20 protein-coding genes are annotated in these 22,325 nt (G+C 40.8%); 10 read left to right on the top strand and 10 right to left on the bottom strand.

Annotation, left to right across the window (positions count from 1 at the left end; translation table 11 throughout):
• Positions 1-52: 52 nt before the first annotated feature.
• On the top strand, positions 53-754 hold the full coding sequence (locus tag AC6CH7_RS12960) for a hypothetical protein (protein WP_498263132.1): 702 nt from the start codon (positions 53-55) through the stop codon (positions 752-754).
• Positions 755-1,074: 320 nt separating this feature from the next.
• Here AC6CH7_RS12960 and AC6CH7_RS12955 read toward each other — a convergent pair whose 3' ends face one another.
• The 3 genes from AC6CH7_RS12955 to AC6CH7_RS12945 are packed head-to-tail and all read right to left on the bottom strand — an operon-like array spanning position 1,075 to position 5,014.
• Positions 1,075-3,195 carry a xanthine dehydrogenase family protein molybdopterin-binding subunit gene (locus tag AC6CH7_RS12955; protein ID WP_498263131.1) on the bottom strand — a complete coding sequence of 707 codons (2,121 nt, stop codon included), beginning with the start codon at positions 3,193-3,195 and terminating at the stop codon, positions 1,075-1,077.
• A gap of 17 nt (positions 3,196-3,212) precedes the next feature.
• Positions 3,213-4,214 (bottom strand): FAD binding domain-containing protein, encoded by a 1,002-nt coding sequence (locus AC6CH7_RS12950; protein ID WP_498263130.1) that lies wholly within the window; start codon positions 4,212-4,214, stop codon positions 3,213-3,215.
• A 17-nt stretch (positions 4,215-4,231) separates the two neighbouring features.
• Complete coding sequence (locus tag AC6CH7_RS12945) at positions 4,232-5,014, bottom strand: (2Fe-2S)-binding protein (RefSeq protein ID WP_498263129.1); 783 nt, start codon at positions 5,012-5,014, stop codon at positions 4,232-4,234.
• Between the two features lie 750 nt (positions 5,015-5,764).
• Between AC6CH7_RS12945 and AC6CH7_RS12940 the strand changes: the two genes are divergently transcribed.
• Complete coding sequence (locus tag AC6CH7_RS12940) at positions 5,765-6,298, top strand: DUF2911 domain-containing protein (RefSeq protein WP_498263128.1); 534 nt, start codon at positions 5,765-5,767, stop codon at positions 6,296-6,298.
• Here the strand turns inward: AC6CH7_RS12940 and AC6CH7_RS12935 are convergent.
• The gene (locus AC6CH7_RS12935) at positions 6,285-7,073 is read right to left on the bottom strand and encodes a tyrosine-type recombinase/integrase (protein ID WP_498263127.1); all 789 of its coding nucleotides are present in this window, start codon (positions 7,071-7,073) and stop codon (positions 6,285-6,287) included. The two genes, AC6CH7_RS12940 and AC6CH7_RS12935, sit on opposite strands and share 14 nt — an antisense overlap.
• Before the next feature lie 324 nt (positions 7,074-7,397).
• On the opposite strand from AC6CH7_RS12935, the gene AC6CH7_RS12930 reads away from it, so the two are divergent.
• From AC6CH7_RS12930 to AC6CH7_RS12910, 5 genes are all read left to right on the top strand, one after another.
• Positions 7,398-8,834, top strand: coding sequence for an MBOAT family O-acyltransferase (locus tag AC6CH7_RS12930; RefSeq protein WP_498263126.1), 1,437 nt, complete (start codon positions 7,398-7,400; stop codon positions 8,832-8,834).
• 2 nt (positions 8,835-8,836) lie between these two features.
• Complete coding sequence (locus AC6CH7_RS12925) at positions 8,837-9,796, top strand: LB_356 family protein (protein ID WP_498263125.1); 960 nt, start codon at positions 8,837-8,839, stop codon at positions 9,794-9,796.
• 431 nt (positions 9,797-10,227) lie between these two features.
• Positions 10,228-11,358, top strand: coding sequence for an epoxide hydrolase family protein (locus AC6CH7_RS12920; RefSeq protein WP_498263124.1), 1,131 nt, complete (start codon positions 10,228-10,230; stop codon positions 11,356-11,358).
• 346 nt (positions 11,359-11,704) lie between these two features.
• Complete coding sequence (locus AC6CH7_RS12915; protein WP_498263123.1) at positions 11,705-12,481, top strand: DUF6597 domain-containing transcriptional factor; 777 nt, start codon at positions 11,705-11,707, stop codon at positions 12,479-12,481.
• Positions 12,482-12,511: 30 nt separating this feature from the next.
• Positions 12,512-13,672: an FAD-dependent oxidoreductase gene (locus AC6CH7_RS12910; protein WP_498263122.1), complete on the top strand. Its 1,161-nt coding sequence runs from the start codon at positions 12,512-12,514 to the stop codon at positions 13,670-13,672.
• A gap of 134 nt (positions 13,673-13,806) precedes the next feature.
• Here AC6CH7_RS12910 and AC6CH7_RS12905 read toward each other — a convergent pair whose 3' ends face one another.
• Positions 13,807-14,151, bottom strand: a complete 345-nt coding sequence (locus AC6CH7_RS12905; protein WP_498263442.1) for a winged helix-turn-helix transcriptional regulator — start codon at positions 14,149-14,151, stop codon at positions 13,807-13,809.
• 100 nt (positions 14,152-14,251) lie between these two features.
• Between AC6CH7_RS12905 and AC6CH7_RS12900 the strand changes: the two genes are divergently transcribed.
• Both AC6CH7_RS12900 and AC6CH7_RS12895 read left to right on the top strand, forming a co-directional pair.
• Positions 14,252-14,821 carry a Crp/Fnr family transcriptional regulator gene (locus AC6CH7_RS12900; RefSeq protein WP_498263121.1) on the top strand — a complete coding sequence of 190 codons (570 nt, stop codon included), beginning with the start codon at positions 14,252-14,254 and terminating at the stop codon, positions 14,819-14,821.
• Between the two features lie 23 nt (positions 14,822-14,844).
• On the top strand, positions 14,845-15,762 hold the full coding sequence (locus AC6CH7_RS12895; RefSeq protein ID WP_498263120.1) for an SDR family oxidoreductase: 918 nt from the start codon (positions 14,845-14,847) through the stop codon (positions 15,760-15,762).
• Positions 15,763-16,031: 269 nt separating this feature from the next.
• Here AC6CH7_RS12895 and AC6CH7_RS12890 read toward each other — a convergent pair whose 3' ends face one another.
• From AC6CH7_RS12890 to AC6CH7_RS12870, 5 genes are all read right to left on the bottom strand, one after another.
• Positions 16,032-16,994 carry a zinc-dependent alcohol dehydrogenase family protein gene (locus AC6CH7_RS12890; RefSeq protein WP_498263119.1) on the bottom strand — a complete coding sequence of 321 codons (963 nt, stop codon included), beginning with the start codon at positions 16,992-16,994 and terminating at the stop codon, positions 16,032-16,034.
• A 213-nt stretch (positions 16,995-17,207) separates the two neighbouring features.
• On the bottom strand, positions 17,208-18,161 hold the full coding sequence (locus AC6CH7_RS12885) for a hypothetical protein (RefSeq protein WP_498263118.1): 954 nt from the start codon (positions 18,159-18,161) through the stop codon (positions 17,208-17,210).
• Positions 18,162-18,237: 76 nt separating this feature from the next.
• The gene (locus AC6CH7_RS12880; RefSeq protein WP_498263117.1) at positions 18,238-19,122 is read right to left on the bottom strand and encodes a pirin family protein; all 885 of its coding nucleotides are present in this window, start codon (positions 19,120-19,122) and stop codon (positions 18,238-18,240) included.
• Positions 19,123-19,144: 22 nt separating this feature from the next.
• The gene (locus AC6CH7_RS12875; protein ID WP_498263116.1) at positions 19,145-20,203 is read right to left on the bottom strand and encodes an LLM class flavin-dependent oxidoreductase; all 1,059 of its coding nucleotides are present in this window, start codon (positions 20,201-20,203) and stop codon (positions 19,145-19,147) included.
• Positions 20,204-20,438: 235 nt separating this feature from the next.
• Positions 20,439-21,023: an NADPH-dependent F420 reductase gene (locus AC6CH7_RS12870; protein ID WP_498263115.1), complete on the bottom strand. Its 585-nt coding sequence runs from the start codon at positions 21,021-21,023 to the stop codon at positions 20,439-20,441.
• Between the two features lie 398 nt (positions 21,024-21,421).
• On the opposite strand from AC6CH7_RS12870, the gene AC6CH7_RS12865 reads away from it, so the two are divergent.
• Positions 21,422-22,006 carry a Crp/Fnr family transcriptional regulator gene (locus AC6CH7_RS12865; protein ID WP_498263114.1) on the top strand — a complete coding sequence of 195 codons (585 nt, stop codon included), beginning with the start codon at positions 21,422-21,424 and terminating at the stop codon, positions 22,004-22,006.
• Positions 22,007-22,325: the final 319 nt, after the last annotated feature.

Raw genomic sequence — 22,325 nt, 5'->3', positions numbered from 1 at the left:
TGAATGTAATAATTCAGGTGTCGCAGGCAGATAAAGATTATAGTAAGAAACCATGAATAGAAAGGGCCTGATTATTCTTATCCTGTGGCTAGTCTCAGGAAGTGCCTCCTTAAACGCTCAAGATTCCCTATCTGTATGGAAAATCGAGTATAAATACCAGTACAAGTCATCCGACACACTGATTAAACAAGACGCAAAATTCGCCGATATAGCAAGATATGGCAGAGCAACACTATATTACACAGATTCAGCCTACCGGCTTCAATACCTAGCAGATCACTGGGAAATTGGAGACTTTAGTACCCCTCACCGCTATAGCATTTATAACAACCTGGCCAGAGAAGGACTTTCGGCAGCACAGCAAATGCCGGAGGTTTATGAACTTTCGAATAATGAATTTCCAATCATCTTATGGGCTAATGATTATAAGATGCTGAAAGTTGAAGGAAATTTTCAGGTTATGGGTACAGCCTGTAATAAACTTGTTTTTCATCCTCAAAAAAAACTTGTTGATGCCGTTTACGAGGTTTATCTATCGGATAATATCCCCAAAATTCCCTGGTACCCTTTTACATTCATGGGTCAGGTGCCCACCGGCTTTTTGGGTTTATATAAAAAAAATCTGGCCAACACCTCATTCGAAGGAATAGAAGCCAAAGAAATCAAGCGGATCAACGTCCCGGTCGATTTTTTCAGCGTTCCCCAAACCATGAAAATTAAACGCATGATTGCTCCACCCAAGCTGAATCGCTAATTCGCTATTATTAGTTAAATGACATAAATCCATAGTTAATTTAGACTGTGATCCCAGGTTTGTTGATAGGGTTACCAGTGAGGATGAGCGTATCACGGCGTGCGGTTGTGTTGTTGTTCCGCCTCTAAAACAGTTTACTGCCAATCCAATCATTTCTGCCCGTTGCCAGTATTTGAGCTGCTAAAAAACTGTCGAACCAAGCAAAACCAATGGGTTAATCAGCACTAAAATTCTGACCGTTGATTTCATGATGTAAACGGACTGAGCACTGGCCTTCGTATATCTTGATGAAATTTAATAAAAAAGAGGGAGCTCGCCATTCAAAGTAGCTTGTCGGGTGTAATCGGCAGGTTTCTTATCCGTTTTCCTGTCGCATTAAAAACGGCATTGGCAATTGCTCCTGCAACTCCTACAATGCCTACCTCACCAATTCCTTTAACACCCAATGTATTTGCAATTTTGTCTTCCTCGTTAATAAACATCGCATCCATCCTTCCTACATCCAAATTGCTCGGTACATGGTAATCCGCAAATGACCTGGTTGCAAAATTGCCGTGCCTTGGGTCAATAATGGATTCTTCTGTTAAGGTCATCCCAATCCCCCAAATATTTCCACCAATAATCTGAGAACGGGCTGTTTTAGGGTTCAGAATTCTGCCGGCCCCGGTCACAGCGAGAAAACGAGTAACTTTTACCATCCCTGTTGCAATATTTACGCTCACTTCCGCAAAGTTTGCATTAAAACTGTGTGTGGAATATTTATCTGTGCCTGTAGGAGGGGTTGCATTCGCACGGGTCTGGAAATCCGTTGTTTGCTCAGATATCATCAGCTGACTGGCCGTTGGTCGCACAAAGAACTGCTTACCTGACTTCTCAATAAGCTCATTAGTGATCTTAATGCAGGCATCATTTACCGCGTTGGAAAAACTAGCCGCACCAACAGAACCTACAGACCCTGCAGCAGGTGGTAGAGAGGAATCTCCAATATTAATGGTGATGTGTTCCATGGGCAGATCAAGTCCTTCAGCAGCGATCTGCGCCAGGATCGTATGTGTACCTGTTCCAAGATCAGAAGCCGCAAGCTCGACTATCGCGGTAACTTTATTTGAAACGCGTTTCAGTTTAATAACGGCCGAACTTTCACGCTGTCGCGCGGGATAGCTGCCACAGGCCACTCCATATCCGATGAGATAGTTGCCTTCCCTGACCTGTCCCGGTATGGGGTTCCGTTTGTCCCAGCCAAATGATCTGGCACCTTCAGTAAGGCACTGAAGGGTGGTTCTTGAAGACCAAGGCTTTCCGTTTGAAGGATCTTTTTCCGGCTGATTTTTTAAACGGAGCTCAATAGGATCAATCCCCAGTTTATGGGCCAGCTCATCCATAGCGGATTCCAGCGCGAAACTTCCTGTTGATTTCCCGGGTCCCCGGGTGTAAGTGGGTAAAATTATATTCATTGGCACCACACGATAGCTAATGAGTGAATCTGGTACCTCATACATGATTTTTGAGCAGTCTCCGCAAGGTTCAATAAACTCGCTGTCAATAGCTGAGTGTGTAGTAGTTTCATGAGCTAATGCAAGTAACTTTCCTTCTTTTGTTGCGCCTAGGCTGATTTTTTGAAAATTTCTTTGCCTTAATCCCACAGAGTTGAACATTTGCTGTCGGGTAAGTGCCAGTTTAACAGGCCGGTTAGTCACTTTTGCGGCGACCGCAGTCAATACCAGATTTGCCCACTGCCCACCCTTTGAACCAAATCCACCGCCGATATAGGGGGAAATAATTCTTACATTTTCTGGTTTGATGTTAAGTGTTGCCGCTGCTGCGTTCTGGGCGCCGTTTATGATCTGCGAACCATTATAAAGGGTTAGTTTTTCACCTTCCCACACCGCGATTGTAGAATGAGGTTCCATTGGGTGATGATGTTCGATTGGGGTCTGGTAAATTTCCTCGACTTTGACTGGTGCTTCAGCCAGTGCCTTTTTTGCATCACCACGAATCAGGTCTGGTAAATCTTTAGGGAGCACTGCATCTTTTGCCAGCTTCTCGAAGTCTGTATATCCCGCGCTTTGCTGGTAATCCACGCGGACCATCTGCGCCGCAAAAGTTGCCTGTTCGAAAGTTTCTGCTACCACCAGGCCAATGTGCTGGCCATAAAAATATATTTCAGGACTCTGAAGCATCGCCCCGCCGCGAATGCCACCCTTTAGATTGAGTTTAGGTGCATTTTTGTGGGTGATTACCGCCAGTACGCCCTGTGACTTTTCTGCTGCAGCAGTATCGATAGCTTTGATCTCCCCCGCGGCGATGGTGCTCTTAAACAGGACAGCATAGGCCATATTTTTTACCGGGTAATCCGTGGCATAATTCGCTTTTCCGGTTATCTTTAAGATGCCGTCAATCCTGCTGACAGCTTTGCCAATGGCTTTGTTTTTCTCTTCCATTTGATTTCAGCGCTTTATTATCTGCTAGGGTCGCTTCCCTTGTAGGCGAGTTCTAGTGCATGTATAACAGTTCTTTTACCCAGCTCCACCTTGAATTTATTGTGCAAAAGTGGTTTTGCTCCTGCCATCTCTGCTTCTGCCGCACCTCTGAAATTCTCTGCGGTAGCCTGTTTTCCGCGTAGGAACTCCTGTGCCTTAAGGGCCGGCCAGGGTTTATGTGCAACGCCACCTATAGCAATATGTGCCGACAAGATCTTATTGCCCTCCATTACCAGGCCGGCAGCGACCGAAACCAGTGCGAAAGCATAGGAATTTCGGTCCCGAACCTTAACATAGGCAGAGTGGTCGGCAAACTTATTGCTTGGGATTTCAATAGCGATGATAAGTTCGCCAGGATTGAGATTGTTGTCCTTTTCAGGTTGTTTTTGCGGCAGGCGATGAAAATCATTGATGGGCACTGTCCGTTCCGCTCCAGATGGCTGCAGCACTTTCACCGTCGCATTCAGCGCTGAGAGGGCCACGGCCATATCAGAAGGATAAACAGCGACACAATCCTCTGACCAGCCAAATATGGCATGCATTCTATTGAACCCTTCCATTGCCGAACAACCCGTACCGGGAGTTCTTTTATTGCAGGGCATATTTATATCATAAAAATATGAGCAGCGGGTACGCTGTAATAAATTTCCGCCATTGGTGGCCATGTTCCGGATCTGCGCCGAGGCGCCAGCAAGTATAGCCTTAGTTAATAGTGGATAGTCCTTTCGCACCAGTTGATGATTTGCCGCCTCAGTGTTTTTACCCAAACTACCCAGGGAGATCCCTTCATTCCCTAAGGTCTTGATAGTGGTAAGGTCTAGGCGACTCAAGTCAATTAGCTCATCGGGGTGTTCCACGTCTTCCTTCATCAGATCCAGTAAATTGGTTCCTCCGGCGAGGAATTTAGCATTCGGATTTTTAATCAAAAGATTGATAGCCGAAGACGCGTTGCTGGTGCTGGTAAATTTAAATGGTCTCATAATCCTGATCTAAAATGCTAACCTGCAAAGAGCCAGGTCTGTTCTACGTTCTTTCCGGTTTGGGCTTCTTTAATGGCCGCTACAATATTAGGATAGGCGCCACAACGGCAGATATTGCCCGACATTCGTTCAGCAATTTCCTCGTCGGAGAGCATCACAGGCTGCGCATTTTGGCGAATATCTTCTGAGAGGTAACTGAGCTGACCTTCTTTTGCTTCTTTCATCAGTGCGACCGCGGAGCAGATTTGGCCAGGTGTGCAAAATCCACACTGGAAACCATCGTGCTTTAAAAAGGCAGTTTGCATTGGATTAAGTTCGCTTTCTCTGGCCAACCCCTCAATTGTAATCACCGATTTACCTTCACACGTAGCAGCAAGCGTTAGACAAGAAAGCACTCTTTTACCATCTACAATTACTGTACAAGCACCACATTGTCCATGATCGCAGCCTTTTTTTGATCCGGTAAGTCCCAGCCTTTCCCGAAGAGTATCCAGTAGTGTCGTTCTGGAATCTATCTGTACTTTTTTAGAACCTGAGTTTACCTTGAAATTAACGGTGATGCCATTCTCTATGGCTACAGCAGGCAGATCATCAACATCCAGAACATCCAGAGACCTCGCGAAAAGCTGTTCCGCACCAATCAGATGGCTCGCCAGGAGTCCGGCGGAAGCCAGTCCCATCAATTTTATAAAATGTCTCCGATTGAACCCATAAGTCATCACTTCCTCGAGCTCTTCAGGCATCAGATCGCCAAAAAGTCTTTTCTCCTCTTCGGTCAGTTTGATTTTGTTTTCATTCATGCTTCAGTTTATTTAAGTTGAGCAGAGTGTAATCTGTTGGCCAGCAAAACAATATGAATATCGGAAATTTTAACAGATGAAGCATGAAATAGTTTGCAACAAATCAAAAATGATACATGATATAAAATGTGTTCAGGTTGTTTGGTTTTCTGCTAAGGAACCAATTAACGGTCACAAAGGAAGGCGACAAGGCGGATCAGTGAACAATTTTGCAAGGCTCAGGTCGAGGAGGAGAAGTAGCGGTCGGGTCGCTGTGCCTGGTGTTTTTTCAGGATTCTGATTGTTGCGCTGGTATTGATCGCGATTGCAGTTCAGGTCGGTAAAATTCAAGCATATTTTATAAATTAGATTTGCAGCTTCAGAACGAGGGCGGCAAGCAAATTGGCACTTATCCTGAGTCGTTCCTGAAATCTGATCCCGATACATGAGGTCCATGTTTTATGATTGGACATTTGATGAATGGATTGGTGATCCTATCTGGAATCCCGTACAGAAACTCTTAATTTGGAATGATGTATCCCTGAAGCTTCTTAACTCAAAATGCTATGGAAAAGAAAAAAATATTGCTTCAGGTCATCAATCACTATGTTGCGGGCATGGATGTAGGATCCCATGCTGTAACTAAAAGTGAACACTTGCTGAACAGTATCTAAATTTGATTTTATGCGGTGAGCACAAGTTTGTATTTTGGGATAAATGACCGTCGAATAAAATTTTGTTATATTAGTAACAATCAAAAAATTAAATGTTATGAAAAAAAAAATTGTAATGTCTCTAATTGTGACTTTGTTTACTTCAGCAACTTTATTTGCTCAGGACAAGCCTAAAGAAGATAAAAGTAAACGCCCTAGTCCGCCTGCAATCGCTAAAGGAACGACTAAATCAGGCGCAGCAATCACGATCGATTACAGCGCACCTTCGGTAAAAGGTCGTACTGTAGGCAAAGAAATCGCACCGTTTGACGGTAAAGTTTGGCGAACCGGAGCAAATGAAGCCACTATTTTTGAAGTGAGTAAAGATGTGACCATTGACGGAAAAGCTTTACCTGCCGGAAAATATTCATTGCACTCCATTCCTGGCCCCCTGGACTGGGTGTGGATCTTTAACAAGACCGCAAACCCGGCGGGTCCTTATGAATACAAAGAAGCAGATGACGTCATTCGCGTAAATGCTAAAACCGGAAAAGCAAAAAGTTTCGTGGAAAAAATGACTTTTACCATCGATAAATCCGGTAAGGTTGTTTTAGAATGGGGCAATATTTCAGTGCCATTTACTGTAAAATAAAATCTAAAGTTTTTTTGCCTGCCTGCTGTAAATGATTAGGCAGGCGGTTAGAAGTATAAGGACGGGAGGCGTCATAAACATGATTGACGCCTTCTATTATATAGATCTTTGCCCTGGTCTGTCCTTGTGCCATCTGTTGCGCTTTACTAAAGTCATTTAGGCAGATCCGATTCTCCTGATGCTGATTTAATAGGGCAGGGGCTGTTGGTAGTAATGGAATGCGAGATGGAGTATTGGTCTTTTGCCTTTCTATGGAGATCCACTTGTCGCCATCAACGCCAGTTACAACGTTACAACTTCTTAGATTTTTAACATCTATATAGGCGAGGCCCGTAAAGCAACAAAATAAAAAGACGTCTCTTAGCTGTTCCAGTCTCTCTGAAGTCAGCCCCTTATTGGCCATGTTTTCTATTTCCTGTTCCGTTAGGTAGACGCGCTCAACCTTTTTAATTTTGCTTTTATAGTGTGCAAATGGATTAACCATAAGCCATCCGTTAGAAAGGCAGATGCGAATAATTTTACGGAAGTTTTTCAAGTATTTCACAGCTGAATTGTTAGCGCATTTTCGGACTGATCGCAAATAAAAATCGTACTCCATTATAAAGGCGTAGTTAACTTTTCTGATGTCAATGTCGTTAATCTTGTACTTCCATTGTAAGAACTCAACAGTATGTTTTGATGATGTCCTGTAACGCTCTGCTGTGCCTTTAGAGAACTCTCTTTCTATTCGCGAAGGAAGTGCGTCGAATGTGTGTATGATGTGAGAACATTTCATCTATAAATAGTTTACGGATATTTTGAGTCGTCCTAGAAACAAAAAAACTGAATTGAAAAATTTCAGGTTTTTTGGAGGTTTTGATACCTTGTCGGAGAGTGGAACCGGCCGCTCCAGAATCTCAAATCTGATCCGAAAAATAGGATGATTACTTTAAATCTGATTTGGATACAGAATTACCAGACTATTAGGTTTTACACACATTGCACACATACTGTGATACATTACACACAATGTGCTGCTAAATTGGGTATTTTTAATCGATAATGTGTATCAATTGGGTTTATTTGTATAATTAACTTTAGTATATAACCAATATACACTATGTTATTTAACTCTTTCACCTTCGCAATATTTCTGCCTGTTGTTTTTCTTTTATATTGGTTTGTAGCAAGACGTAATTTAAGATTTCAGAATATACTACTACTGGTATCGAGCTATTTTTTCTATGCTTGCTGGGATTATAGGTTCTTGTTTCTTTTGGTCTTCTCTATTTTATTAGATTTCTTTAGTGGAATTAAAATTGAAGCGGCTAAAACCGATGCGGCAAAAAAGTTTTGGCTGTGGCTAAGTGTAGGCATTAACCTGGGTTTTTTGAGTGTGTTTAAATACTTTAACTTTTTTGCAGTGTCTTTTGCAGAAATGATGGGAACGATGGGGCTAAAGATGGATATGTGGACTTTAAAAGTAATTCTGCCTGTAGGTATTTCTTTCTATACTTTTCATGGTTTGTCGTATGTGATAGATATTTATAAGGATAGGATTAAGCCGGAGCGTGATTTCATCAACTATTCTGTTTTTGTGAGTTTCTTCCCCTTGCTGGTTGCCGGACCAATAGAAAGGGCTACCCATCTTTTACCTCAGATCATTAAAAGGAGGGAGTTTAATTATACAAAGGCTATTGACGGCTTGAGGCAGATTTTATGGGGTTTGTTTAAAAAGATAGTGATTGCAGATAGCTGTGCCGAAGTGGTTAATCAGATTTTTAATAGTTCGGGTGAGCAATCTGGAAGTACACTCGCATTGGGCGCGGTTCTTTTTGCATTTCAAATTTATGGCGACTTCTCCGGATATTCTGATATCGCTTTAGGAACAGCGCGTCTTTTCGGAATAGAGCTGCTTAGAAATTTTGCTTTCCCTTATTTCTCAAGAGACATCGCCGAATTTTGGCGTAGGTGGCATATTTCACTCTCCTCTTGGTTTAAAGATTACCTGTATATCCCATTGGGTGGGAGTAAAGGAAGCACTTGGAAAAAGGTAAGAAATGTGTTCATTATATTTATAGTAAGCGGTTTTTGGCATGGTGCAAACTGGACATTTATTATCTGGGGATTGCTGAATGCCTTATATATATTGCCTTCGGTTTTAATAAAGACTAATAGAAAAAACCTGGAAATAGTTGCCAAAAGCAGGTTGCTGCCAACGATTAGAGAGCTAAGTTTAATTTGTATGACTTTTACACTTACGGTTATTGCCTGGATATTCTTTAGATCGAAAAGTGTTGGGGCAGCACTGGATTATTTGTCGGGAATATTTTCTAAGTCCTTATTTACGGTGCCGTCAGAATTACCACGCTTAACATTACTCTTGGTTGCAGTGTTTCTGGTTATTGAATGGCTAGGCAGAGAAGATCAGTATGCATTGCAGAATTTTGGATTTAAATGGGCCAGACCTGTTCGGTGGTCCTTCTATTTTGCTAATGTTTGGGTGATCTTATTTTTCAGTGGTAATCAACATGAGTTTATTTATTTTCAGTTTTAGCTATGAAAAAGTTTCTATCTCAAGCCTTCATTTTTGTTCTGGTAACTGTTTTGCTGCTAACGGCATCAACCTATATAACCGCCTTTCTTATTCAGAAGAAAAACGGAGTAATTCATTCTCTTCCTGTAGATAAATCTTATATCATTATTGGTAATTCGAGACCGGCACTGGCATTTAACGACAGTTTGATTAATAATGTTTATAATTTTTCGAGCGTTGGTGAAAGCTATTTTTATACTTATTTAAAAGCAGAACAGTTGTTAAAGACCAATAAATATATAGATGGGGTGTTTTTAGAGTATAACCTGGAGGATATTGGGCATAAAAGGGACTCCTGGACTTGGGGAAGGAGTTCGATGCAGAACAATTATATTAAATATTCTTATGCAATGCACCCTTACAATTATAAAGTTTTGCTGAAGAAAAACCCTGGAGATTTATTTGCGGTATATTTTGGGCAGATCTTTTTTCGGCAGCTAAGAAATGTAGCGCTTTTAGATAGTGTTGCGATTAGAGATTTCTATGGTGGTTACTTTTTTGATGGTAGCAGTGTTATGGATAGTACGATGAACAAGATTTCAGTAAATCAGAAGTATCATCTCAAAAATGTTTCATCATTTCATAAGGAGCAATTGCTGCGGCTTTTGGATTTATTTAGAGATAACCATATTAAGGTATACCTGATAAGAAGTCCACTTCATTTTAGCAATGGGAAGCAGTTTAGTCCTGAAACATTAATTGAATATCTTGGTGAAGAAAATAAAGACCTGGAATACCTTGATTTTAATGATTACCCTGCTAGGTTGGATGAATTTAGAGATCCCTCTCACTTAAATAATAAGGGCTCAAGGAAGTTTTCAATATTCTTTAACCAATTGCTGAATGATGGGTTGCTTCTTAAACAGAATAAAGCACAAGTAATTCGTAATGAACTTGCCGCATTAAGACAGCAAAGTCCGTGACTCAAATGAAAATTGGGCTTTGATTTATTAATGCAAAAGAATATGCAATTCTTGAGTTCTTCGACGAACCCACACAACTTTTTTTTAAAAAAAATCACTTGTTTTTTATAGGTATTTCTATGCTTTGTTGTGTACTTAAAAGAGTAACCGAGGTCTCCTTTTCTAAAAGAAAAGGAGACTGGCACCAACTTCAAATGCTAAAGAATAAACCTGATAATACTATAAGAATATTTCACAAATATTTAATTTTTGTGAAAAAATGAAGCTAATTAAAACTATGAAATCTGTTGACTATCATGTATTAATAAGGTAACAAAGAATAAGACGAGCATTAATTAAGAAAAGCAGTTTGGTCTTACTCGGCATTTCATTACCTTTCGTCACTAAAGCAAATCATTTGTTCATACCAGAGAATTCGAGATCATATCAATATGATAAAACCTTTTTCAGTTAATGTTCCACAGCAAGTTTTGGATGATCTAAAACTAAAATTAAAGCTAACCAGATGGCCTGATCATATAATTGAATCTGGCTGGAGTTATGGTGCTGATTTTTCTTACATGAAAGAATTGACAAGGTACTGGCAGCATACATTTGATTGGAGAAAAGTTGAAGGTGAAATTAATTCTTACCCGAATTTTATGGCTGATATTAACGGACACCAGATTCATTTTATGCATATTAAAGGAAAGGGTAAGCGGTCAGTACCATTAATAGTTACTCATGGATGGCCAGGTTCATTTCTTGAAATGATGAAGCTTATCCCCCTGTTGACTGAAGATCCATACTTTTCTTTTGACTTGGTTATCCCGTCTGTTCCTGGATTTGGCTTTTCTGATAAAATTATTCATCCCGGTTGCAATAGCGAATTTGTAGCCGATATCTGGCATCAGTTAATGACGGAACTTGGTTATACACGTTATGGTGCACAAGGTGGTGATATAGGTTCGGGGATCAGCACATGGTTGTCTTTAAAATATCCATCCAATATTATTGGTTTGCACCTCAACTATATCTCTGGTTCTTATAAGCCTTATGTAGCAGATGGCGAACAGCTTACAGATGAAGTGTTAGCTTTTGAGAAAGTCGGAGCTGAGTGGTCGGCCAGGGAAGGTGCTTATGCTTTTATGCATGCCACTAAACCATTAACAGCAGGATATGGGTTGAATGATTCTCCTGCCGGATTATGTGCATGGATTGTTGAGAAATTCAATGGCTGGAGTGATAATAATGGAAATATCGAAAATAGTTTTACCAAAGATGAATTGCTTGCTAATATCACCTTATACTGGATAACGCAAACCATACATTCCTCTATGCGTATGTATAACGAAAACAGTAAAAAACCGTTGGCGTTTAAAAGGAATGAGTATGTAACAGTCCCAGTTGGCTTTGCTGAATTTCCAAAAGAATTGCCCACTCCACCGCGTTCCTATATTGAAAAAGGATTTAATATACGTCATTGGACAAAAATGCCTGCTGGTGGGCACTTTGCAGCAGTGGAACAACCAGAATTACTTTCAAAAGATATTATAAATTTCTTCTCAAAATTGACTGGTTAATTAGTAAAGTACAGAGAACTCCTTTTGAAAAGGGGCTGCAGAATTATTACTGTCGGAAATGGCTGTCTATTTTCAATGGTGAGAAGATTGAGGATACAACTTTGTTCTAGTTAATCAACTATGTAATATCAATATTCATTGCTGGAATCGCAATGGTAACATAGTTTTTCAGATATTTAACTTATCAACTAAATAAGATAAATTTTCAAGGAAGTGATCCATTTTCTTTATCGTAACAAATAAGGATTTAGTTGATACATTGAATATTGCACCTAATAAAACGGGGCAGTGCTAATTTTCTTTAAGAAGCATAATCCTATCTTTGCTTTTTCTACTTTCAGTAAAAATGCAAAGCACACAGAACATAACCGTGAGTGGTATTGAATTTAAAATTGCTCAACCTTCTCTGCAACTATTCAGCTTTGTGGAAAGTTTTTGGATGCTTGAAAACACATCGGATGCTGCGCACGAAACAGTTGGTTTACCCGACGGCAGGTTTGATATTATCTTTTCCTATTCATCACACGAACCTTTCAACACAATGTTGATGGGCTTAGGAACAGAACATGGACAACATTCAATTCCCCCTAAACTCATAATGTTTGCAGTCAGTTTTAAATTGCTTGCAATTGAATACTTGTTAGACATAAAAGCAGCATCTTTGTTAAACACGGCTTATCCTTTGCCAACTGACTTTTGGGGAATAAAAAAAAGTGACCTGAATAATTTTGAAAATTTTTGCGAAAAAGTTTCAGAGAAAATGATTTCGCTAATCAAGCCTGATATTGATAACAGAAAACAAAAATTGTTTGATTTGATTTATTCTTCAAACGGAACTCTGTCCGTAAAAGAATTATCTGAAAAAGTTTTTTGGAGCAGCCGACAAATCAATCGCTATTTCAATGAGCAGTTTGGAATTTCATTAAAAGCATATTGCAATATTCTTCGTTTCAAAACATCATTGCATCACATTAAAAAAGGAGAACTTTTCCCAGAACTCGATTTTGCCGACCAAACTCATTTCATCAAAGAGGTGAAAAAGTTTTCAGGTGTAGTGCCGAAGGAATTATTCAAAAATCAAAACGACCGATTTATACTATTATCTGCTTTGCCTAAGAAATAGTTTTGTATCCACAAAACAAATTTCAAAACTATGTTAATAGAAAATAAAAAAATCGCTATTGTCGGTGGAGGACCTGGGGGCTTAACCCTTACACGGCTCCTCCAACTCAAAGGAGCAACAGTAAAAGTTTACGAAAGAGACATCAACCAAGATGCACGGGTGCAAGGCACAACACTTGATTTGCATGAAGACTCGGGCTTAAAGGCATTACGCCAAGCACAGTTATTAGACGAATTCAAAAAGAATTATCGTCCAGGTGCGGACAGAATGATTATTGTAAATGAAAATGCAGAAATATTTTTTTCTGACCACGAAGGAAAACCTCAAGAAGATTTTGGCAACGATCATTTCCGTCCTGAAATTGACAGAGGGCCGTTAAGAAAAATATTGTTAGAATCATTGCAGCCCGATACAGTTATTTGGGACAGCCAATTTGTTTCTATGGAAAAACAAAATGATGGTTGGCTATTACATTTCAAAAACGGAACATCAGCTTATGCCAATATTGTTATTGGTGCTGATGGTGCAAACTCTAAAATCCGGCCATACATTACTGATATAAAATCCTTTTATTCTGGCATATCAGGCTTGATGGGCAGTGTCTATAATCCTGAAACAGTTCCCAACATTCATAAACTTTTAAAAGAGGGAAAAATAATGGCTTTTGGTGGTGGTAAAAGTTTTATTACAGCTTCCAAAGATGACGGCAGTTTAACTTTTTATTTTTCCTATAAAACAGATGAGAACCATTTTAAAAATTTAGATTTAGCAGATAAAACACAAATGCTTTTTTTGTTTAAAAATGATTTTGTTGAATGGGGCAATGTGTGGCACGAGTTGTTTGAAAATGCTGAAACTCCTTTTATGTCAATCCCCATTTATTGTATGCCTACAAACCAAAATTGGGAAGCGTTGCCAAACCTTACAATGCTTGGAGATGCTGCACACCTAATGCCGCCATTTGCAGGGGAAGGTGTTAACATGGCGATGCTTGATGCATTGGAATTAAGCGAATGTTTGTGCAACGAAAAGTTTAGTCATATACAAACTGCAATTGGTTCCTACGAAAATCAAATGCGAAAAAGAGCAGCAAAGGCAGCACAAGTATCATTAGAAAATGGAGATAAGATGCACAGCACAGATGCACTCAAAATAATGTTGTCGTTTTTTGATACAATGCACAAACAATAATTAAGATGAATATAGTACTATGGATAGCAATTATAGCTCCGTAGCGTGACTTTTCTGTCAACTTTTATCATCTTAATCTTCTCTGTAATCCCTAGGAGTTATAGAATAATTAAATCTACTGATTATCAGTAGATTTAATTATTGATGTGCGGAGAGTGGGGGATTAGTTCGTTACTCAACAAAAATCGGAGATTTTCCCCGACAATTCTCTTTCGACGTAAAATTCCCCAATCTGTCAGATTACTGATGATGGTTTGTAGCGTATCGCCGTGCTCGGTCAATTCATATTGAACCGTTATGGGTTGTGTATTCAAAACGGTTCGTTTGATCAGCTGGTTTATCTCTAATTCCTTTAATTCTTTGCTCAACATTCTATTGGAAATTCCTTCTATATCATTCAAAATATTGGAAAATCGCCTTTTTTTGTAACAGCAAATGGATGAAATAATAGAGATCTTCCATTTCCCATTTAATACAATTGATTAGTCGCCGCGTTATTATAATATACTAGTTTATGCCTGCCTGAATTTTTTATCAAATGGTAACTGAACTGCAGTCAATAATAGCGAAATTTAACTTATGGAAGGTTTCATCAATTACATATTACAGTTTGGGAATCTGAACAAACAGCAAACTGAGTTCATTATGAGCAAAGCAAAAACGCTTGAACTTCATAAAGAGGAGTATTTTTCGGAAGCAGGAAAAGTCCCGAGGCAGGTTGGGTTTCTTCTCGAAGGTGTCGTTCGCTTCTGCTATTATAACAACAAAGGCGAGGAGATCACGCATCATTTTATCGACGAGAACAACTTTGTTTCAGATCAGCAAAAGTTTGAGGCGCAGGTAGTAGCTTCCGAGTACATACAGGCAGTTACCGATTGCAAATTACTTGTTTTTTCAAAGAAAGACTGGGATGAGATCGGAAATACAATTGTCGGCTGGAATGCTATTACAGGTCTGATCTTAAAAAATTGCCTATTAAAAACGATCGAAAGAAGGAGCCCGTTGATATCAGAGGATGCGACCACCAGATATCTATCATTCTTTGAACATTTTCCCACTCTTGTCAATCGTATTCCGCTTTCTCATATCGCATCTTACCTGGGCATAACCCAGCAGTCATTGAGCAGAATAAGAAAAAATATACGCTGAGGTCGCTTTTTACCAAATGGTAAATGATTTCTTTTTTCAGATTCCAACATTTGCATATTATTCTAAATAACAAGAAAATGAGCAAAAAAGTTGTTTTAATTACAGGAACGAATAGCGGTTTCGGCTGGCTTGCCGCCAAGTCCGTTGCGGCACTGGGACATAAAGTTTATGCTACCATAAGAGATACCGAAGGTAAGAATGCTGATCAAGCAAAAGCTTTGGCTCAAGTAGAAAATGTAACGGTTCTGGATGTGTCCTTAACTGATGAGGCAAGCGTAAAAAAGGCTTTCGATACGATCATCGCGAAAGAAGGAACGATAGATGTATTGGTAAACAACGCCGGATCTGCGATCTTCGGCGTCGCTGAAAGTTCTACCACAGAGGATGTGGAGCGTTTGTTCCATGTCAATGTTATCGCTCCCTGGCGACTAATGAAATTAGCCTTGCCTTTTATGCGTAAGCAGTCGGAAGGTTTAATCATCAATGTTTCGAGCGGATGGGGTAGGTTTTCCGCTCCATTTACGGTCGTGTATGGTGCTTCAAAATTTGCATTAGAAGGTCTTAGCGAAGGTTTACATTATGAAGTAAGACCGCTTGGTGTTGATGTCGCCATCGTTCAGCCAGGTGCTTTCCCTACTGAAATGTCGCAAAAGACCCAGTCTGGTTCTGACGCATCCGTTGTTGACGGATATAAAGCGATCTCGGATGTTCCGAATAAACTGTTCGCAGCCATGGGGCAAATTTTTGAAACTGCGAAGCCAGACCCGCAGGAAGTTGCGGATGCCATAGTAAACCTGATCAATCTGCCGAAAGGTCAAAGGCCATTAAGAACAGTTGTCGATACCTCCGCAGGAGAGATCACTAAAAGGGCCAACGACGCTGTTAAAGCTGAATATGACAAAGCGTTAAAGGTATTCGGAATGGAAGATCTTTTAGCGTAATAGATCCAACTCCCGGTTTTTTGTTATAATACTTCCCTAATGGATCAATAAGCCGGGAATTACAGCCTCCATAATTCATGTTACGTCGCTAAACAAAACCAAAAAAAGGTGCCGCATTTTGCGAGGGCACTGAAAAAGTCTCTCATTTATGATAGCCTTTAAAAAACCGATCAAGTAATCATAGTTACTTGATCGGTTTTTTATTAACGAGCTGATGCCATATTTGGTTCCTTCCAGCTTTCTGGATTATCAAGAAAAATCGAGCACATTTATAGTGACAATACAATCTTACCAAGTAGGGGTTTCTCCCGTTTCACATCCTCTATTCTTTGGTGAGCATTTTTTGCCTCTTCCAATGGATAGATACTATCTATGACCGGCTTTACCTGCCCGGTTTCAATCAATTTGGTAATATGATGGAGCTCATCCCTGCTTTGTCGAGTAAATACGAAATGATAGGTAGCATTTTTTTCCCAGGCATGGATTAGGTTCTGGGGCTGGGCAATATCAACGAGTGTTACGATTCTACCATAGTTGGCCAGGGCAAGGGGGCTGTCTGAAAGTGTATTGCCCCCTACGGTATCAATAATTACGTCCACACCTTTGCCTTTGGTATGAGCCTGTATCTCTTCAATGATATTTTTTCTATGATGGTCAATAACCACATCAGCTCCAAGATGTTGAAGTCGCTCATGTAAAACGCTTTGTCCTGTTGTGTACACAAAAGCCCCCAGGGATTTAGCGATCTGTATTGCCAATGTTCCAACGCCACCCGCACCTCCGAGGATGAGAATAGTTTCTCCCTTTTTTAGATTGGCCCGTACCACGAGCATTTCCCATACCGTCCCTCCAATAAGGGGGACAGCAGCAGCTTCCTCGAAGCTAAGATTAGCGGGCATCCTGGATAGTGAGGTTTCGTCTGTAAGGTGGTACTCGGCATAACTGCCCGGACCGCCGAAGCGCGGAGAATAATAGACTTTATCACCGGGTCGCCACTTTTTTACTGTTTCACCCACTGCGATAACTTCGCCTGAAATGTCGTGCCCGGTTATAATTGGTAGATCAAACAATGAGGCATAATCTCCTCGTCTTACTTGGTAGTCGAGTGGGTTCACTGAGGTAGCCCTTATTTTCACGAGTACCTGGGAGGGATCTGTTATGTAAGGAGTATTTACTTCCGTTAACTGGAGGACATCAGGCCCTCCGTAATTGTTGATTAAAATTGCTTTCATGATTAGATTTTCGCTTAATTCCGAAATTATTAATTTAAAAAAATTGAATGCTTCCTTGATTAATTTGTTTAGGGTCTCAATCACCCCTTCATTACGCTTAAAGTATGTCCACTGACCAACGCAGGGAACTTCTATCAGCCCGAATTTTTGTAAAATGTTCTGGTAGTCTGATGTGGTGGGTGCAGATAGACCGGCCTTTGAATTAGGATCATATTAATATTCCAAAATATAAATTTTTCTCTTATCGTAGTCCCAAACCGTTTTGTACTGTGACAAGAACCGATAACCGATGGTCATCAGGTTGGGCACGGTAACTCCGGCTTCTTTTCTAATGACCTGAGTGCCTTCTAATGTAGAAGATTCTACTCCTTTCAATGTAGTTTTAAATTTTCCATCCATAATGATATTTTTCACGATCAATAATGTATCGCCGCGGCTATCTGTACCGGAATTTACAACAGAACCTTTGGTTTTAAGAAGCTCAGCGGAAGGAGCATCTAATTGTAAGAATCCATTCTGGCCTGTATCAAACGCGCCTAAAACATCTATCTCATTTATTTTTAACTTAACGTGAGGATGATTTTCCAATTTTCCGATCTCGAAACTGATAACGGCCAAAACCTTTTCGTTCGCTAAAAAATCCCTGGAAATACGGCGTTCGGGCAAATTTTTATAGAACGTGATCTTTCTGTGGAGATAATCTATTTTAAAAAGGTAGTCTTTAAAGAATTTATGACCGATAAAGCCAATAAAGTCGGGTGCGACGTAATTCTGTAGAAAATCGTAGTTTCCACTATTGATCTTTTCCAGGTTGTGATAAGTGATGCCATTTGTAAACTTGATCTCCCTGATCGTATCATTTATACTGGTTTTAAAAGACTGTCCGCTGGCTACTACACCGGTACCTTTCATTTTTTTATCGGGCAGATTGATGAAATTATCATTGAGATAAATGGATGATCCAAATCCTGTATCGAACATAAATTTGCCTGCAACACCATTCACACTTCCTGAAATGAAAGGATAAACATTGATAAGGGTGATCGGAAAGACGACAATATCACCATGCAGTTCTGGTGTTTTTTCAAATACCTGGGCTTTTACCGGGGTTGAAGAATAGCATAGTAATAATGTGATCGACCAGAAAGATAGATTGAAACGCGACATATTGATGTATATTAAATGAATTTTAAATTTTCTTTTGTTAGTATTTACCGCTATTTTACCTCTGCTAAGTCTCGCGTTATTGTATTTTTAACCTTTGTTTCTCGTAATCAATCTTTCCGTAATCGCCGTTATAAAAATCCCGGTAGGCGATGGCAGTATCGACCTTGGAATTCATGACGAAAGGACCTTCTGCAAAGATCGGCTCTCGGTAGGTTTCCCCTCCGAATAACAGGAAGTCACAAGCTTCCTGGGTGTCATTGCTCAGTTCGATCGTCCCGGCATTTCTGTCATATTCTATAAAATCACCGGCATTGAACTTTTCATCGTTAATGCTGGCTGGTAACACAGGCAAATAAGCGGCGACCTCCGTTTTGTCCGCAAATTCGATCGCGAAACTGGCACCTGGCTCCAGGTGGATATGATAAAGGAACTGTTCTGAATAATTCGGTATACTCGAAGCCAGCTCTTCATAAGAACCGGCGATCACTTTGATCCAACCTTTTCCGTCGGGTAAATCTTTAAAAGGGACCTCATTACCTTCAATGGCTAAGTATTCCGGCTTTTCGGCTTTGATCTTTGACGGCAGATTGATCCAGAACTGAAATGCGTGGACGAGTTTAGAATCCGTCTGGGAATCATAGTTCAGCGTTTCATCGTGGATGATACCGTTACCGGCCTTCATCCATTGAACGCCTCCCGAGTGTACTATGGCATAGTTCCCTGCACTGTCAAAGTGCTCGTCCTCACCATTCAGAATATAGGTTAACGTGGCAATGCCACGGTGAGGGTGTGCACCGGTTCCTTCTTTATTGACCCTGGTCTGCATCCTCGGAACGAGATGATCGAGGAATACGAAGGGGCCGACCGCATCGGCATACCTGTTAGGCAGCATGCGGTATATCTCAAGGTCTCCAATGTCGGCCCTTTGTCCCTGGGTTGAAAAACTACTTTTTTTTTTCATGACTATATTGATCTTAAATGACTTAAAGAGGGGGTAAACAACGTGGGGGTGATCTTTTTCCAGCATCTTGGTTCACCATTGGGATAACTTCACCACCGATCAGGTCGATAGATCTCATCAGTTGATCATGTTTAAGGCCTGCAATGTCCATCTGAAAAGTGAACAGGTCAATACCACCCAAAGCTTCGCTATGCCTTTTCAGTTTTTTGGCTACCGTTTCCGGTCCGCCGACCACCAGCGCCCCTTTTTGTGAAATCCCTGCGTCAAACTGTGCCTTGGTGACTGGCGGCCAGCCGCGCTCCCGGCCTATTTTATTCCATGACTCTACGTAACCCGGATAGTAATCTGCGATAGCCGACTGATCAGTATCACCTACATAGCCGGGTGAATGAAGACCGACCTTCAACTCCTCCGGTTTAAATCCGGCCTCTTTACCGGATTTTCTGTAAAGATCTACCAGGGGTCTGAAACTCTCGGTCTCCCCGCCAATGACGGCCACCATCAGGGGAAGCCCCAGCATACCGGCACGCACAAATGATTGCGGTGTACCACCAACTCCTACCCAAACGGGTAGTTTCTTCTGTACCGGACGAGGATAGACCGGCTGATCATGTAACGCCGGCCTGAACTTGCCGGACCAGGTAACGAATTCCTGGTCCCTGATCTGTAACAACAGCTTTAATTTCTCTTTAAAAAGGGCGTCATAATCATTCAGGTTGAATCCGAATAGGGGGAATGCTTCTGTCGCTGACCCCCGGCCGGCAATGATCTCGGCACGCCCTTTGGAAATAATATCCAATGTGGCGAATTGCTGAAACACCCGCACCGGATCTGAAGTGCTCAGTACGGTCACTGCGCTCATCAGCCTGATCCTTTTGGTACGGGCCGCCGCCGCCGCCAGTATCACCGCCGGAACTGAATCCAGAAATTCTTTTTTATGATGTTCTCCGATCCCGAAAACATCGAGCCCAGCCTCGTCTGCCGCCACGATCCTGTCCAGCAGCTGCTCCATCGCATCAACGTTGCTCAACTCATTATTGCCGTACATTGCCGAGGCAAAACTGTCTATACCTATTTCCATAGTTGCTTATATTATTGATCGTAATAAAATATTCCGGTTGTTTTCCCATTAAAAATTACTCCTCCACAAGACCTGTAGTTTTCAGAAGTTTAGGATGACTAATACAAAAATACTCAGGGCTGATCAACATCAGCCCTGAGCCATAACATGACTCCTTTAGTTGGTTACATAAGATTATAGCCATTACATTGAATCAAATTACTGTGCACCATCTCTTAAATGAGGGTGCACACGCTCAGTTAGGATAGCTGACCAGGTTCAAAGTAGAAACTGCTTTTGCAAATTCGGTGATTGGTGACGCCTGCTTAAGATCGCCCAGGTCAACTGCTGCAAACCCTAATTGTGTGATGATCTTGCCAACGATCTCTTTGGCAGACGGGTGATCACCTGAGAAGAAAATCACACGTTTACCGTCGTTTACGGCAGGGTCTGCATCAAGCGTTGCCGCCATCAGGGTATTGAAGGCTTTAACTACCGTAGCCTCAGGTACCAGTTCAGAAATTACCATGCTCGTTGGTTTGTCAGAAGGACCGCTATTCATGTTATTGGTGGCGTCGATAACTATCTTTCCGACAAGCTGTTTTTTTACTTTTTCCAGTGCACCGGAGGTTTGATCCCACATTACCGCAAGAACAACCAGGTCTGCATTAGCGGCATCTTCGCTTGTGCCGGCCAATGCTAAGTCTCCGAGTTCTTTGACCAGGGGTTGCAATGATTCAACTCCCCTTGAATTTGAAATGATGACGGGATATCCTGCATTTACAAATTTTTTCGCGAGTGCCTTGCCGATATGGCCTGCACCAATAAATCCGATTTTCATAAGTTTATGTTTTTATTTATTTACAATGTAAAATGCTATCGGAAGACAGATCATTCCCGCAGATGGGCAATGATATAGCCGAAATCCCTGAAGTTTGGGGTACTGCGCGCAAATATACCTGTTCCGGTTATTCATAATAGCTAGTTTGATTTAGATAAAGCAAATATCATGAACCAGATAAATTGTAAAGAAGATGTTTGTAGCAAAATTACGTCGACATTTGTCTACGAAATGCCTTTAAGGCGACGACAGGGTATTGAAGCTGTATATTGTAACGGACAGTAATTCAATAGACTAAATTATGATTTTCGCAACGGATTTAGTAATAAATTTCAATTATTCGTATATTAGCGTGAGAACAATATTATATTAATATTTAGAATATACACAAGGCATATATGTATGACGCTTATTTAAATTATCTTAGAAAATTTAGCTCCAGACCACTTACAGACGACGAAAAGGAACTGGTAAGGCAAAACTTTACGCCAGCCAGATTAAGGAAAAGACAATATATTTTACAGGCCGGAGATATTTGTAAGAAATTTGCATTTATTGTAAAAGGTGCGATGCGGATGTATTTTGTAGATGATAAGGGCCTTGAACATGTTGTCAGGCTTGGGATCGAGGATTGGTGGATGGGCGACCGTGAGAGTTGGATATACATTACGCCAAGCCGGTACCATATCGATGCTTTTGAGCCATGCGACCTGCTTTATCTGACTTTAGAGAACGCTAAGGAGTTGGAGAAAAAGATTCCTGCCTTTCGCCAAATGATGGGTAAGCTCGACGAACGTAACAATATGGCCAACGAACGACGTCTCACTTCTGCGATAAGTTTTACTGCAGAAAAGCGCTATACTGAATTTATTGAGTGTTATCCACAGCTTGCCGCTCGTTTTCCTCAGCATGTCATTGCTTCTTATCTCGGTATCAATAAGGATACGCTGAGCCGTGTTAAACGCCAGTATAAATTAAAATAATAGGGTATTATTTCTCGGCTTAAGTGAAAAATGCTTTTTGCCTCTCGCTAAATGATGAACATGTCCGGTGAACGTAGCATCTGCGATAAGTGCTATTGCAGATGGGCATTATACCGAATTTTAGAACGTTATCCCACGGTCAGCGGTCGTGTTGTAAGTACATAATCACTTCTTAATTATTTATATGCCCGGTGTCAATTGCCAGCAAGAGTTAAATTAATTCAGTCTTATTCCTTGCCCCAAAATTAAAAAAAATAGATAAATGTCTACTTTTTTTTTCTACAAACATCATCTTCCCGATGCATTCCGTTTGCGGAGA

It is taken from the genome of Pedobacter sp. GQ55 (genome assembly GCF_059758925.1).
The sequence above is the reverse complement of the archived record's forward strand: the minus strand, read 5'-3'. Positions and strand labels throughout refer to the sequence as shown.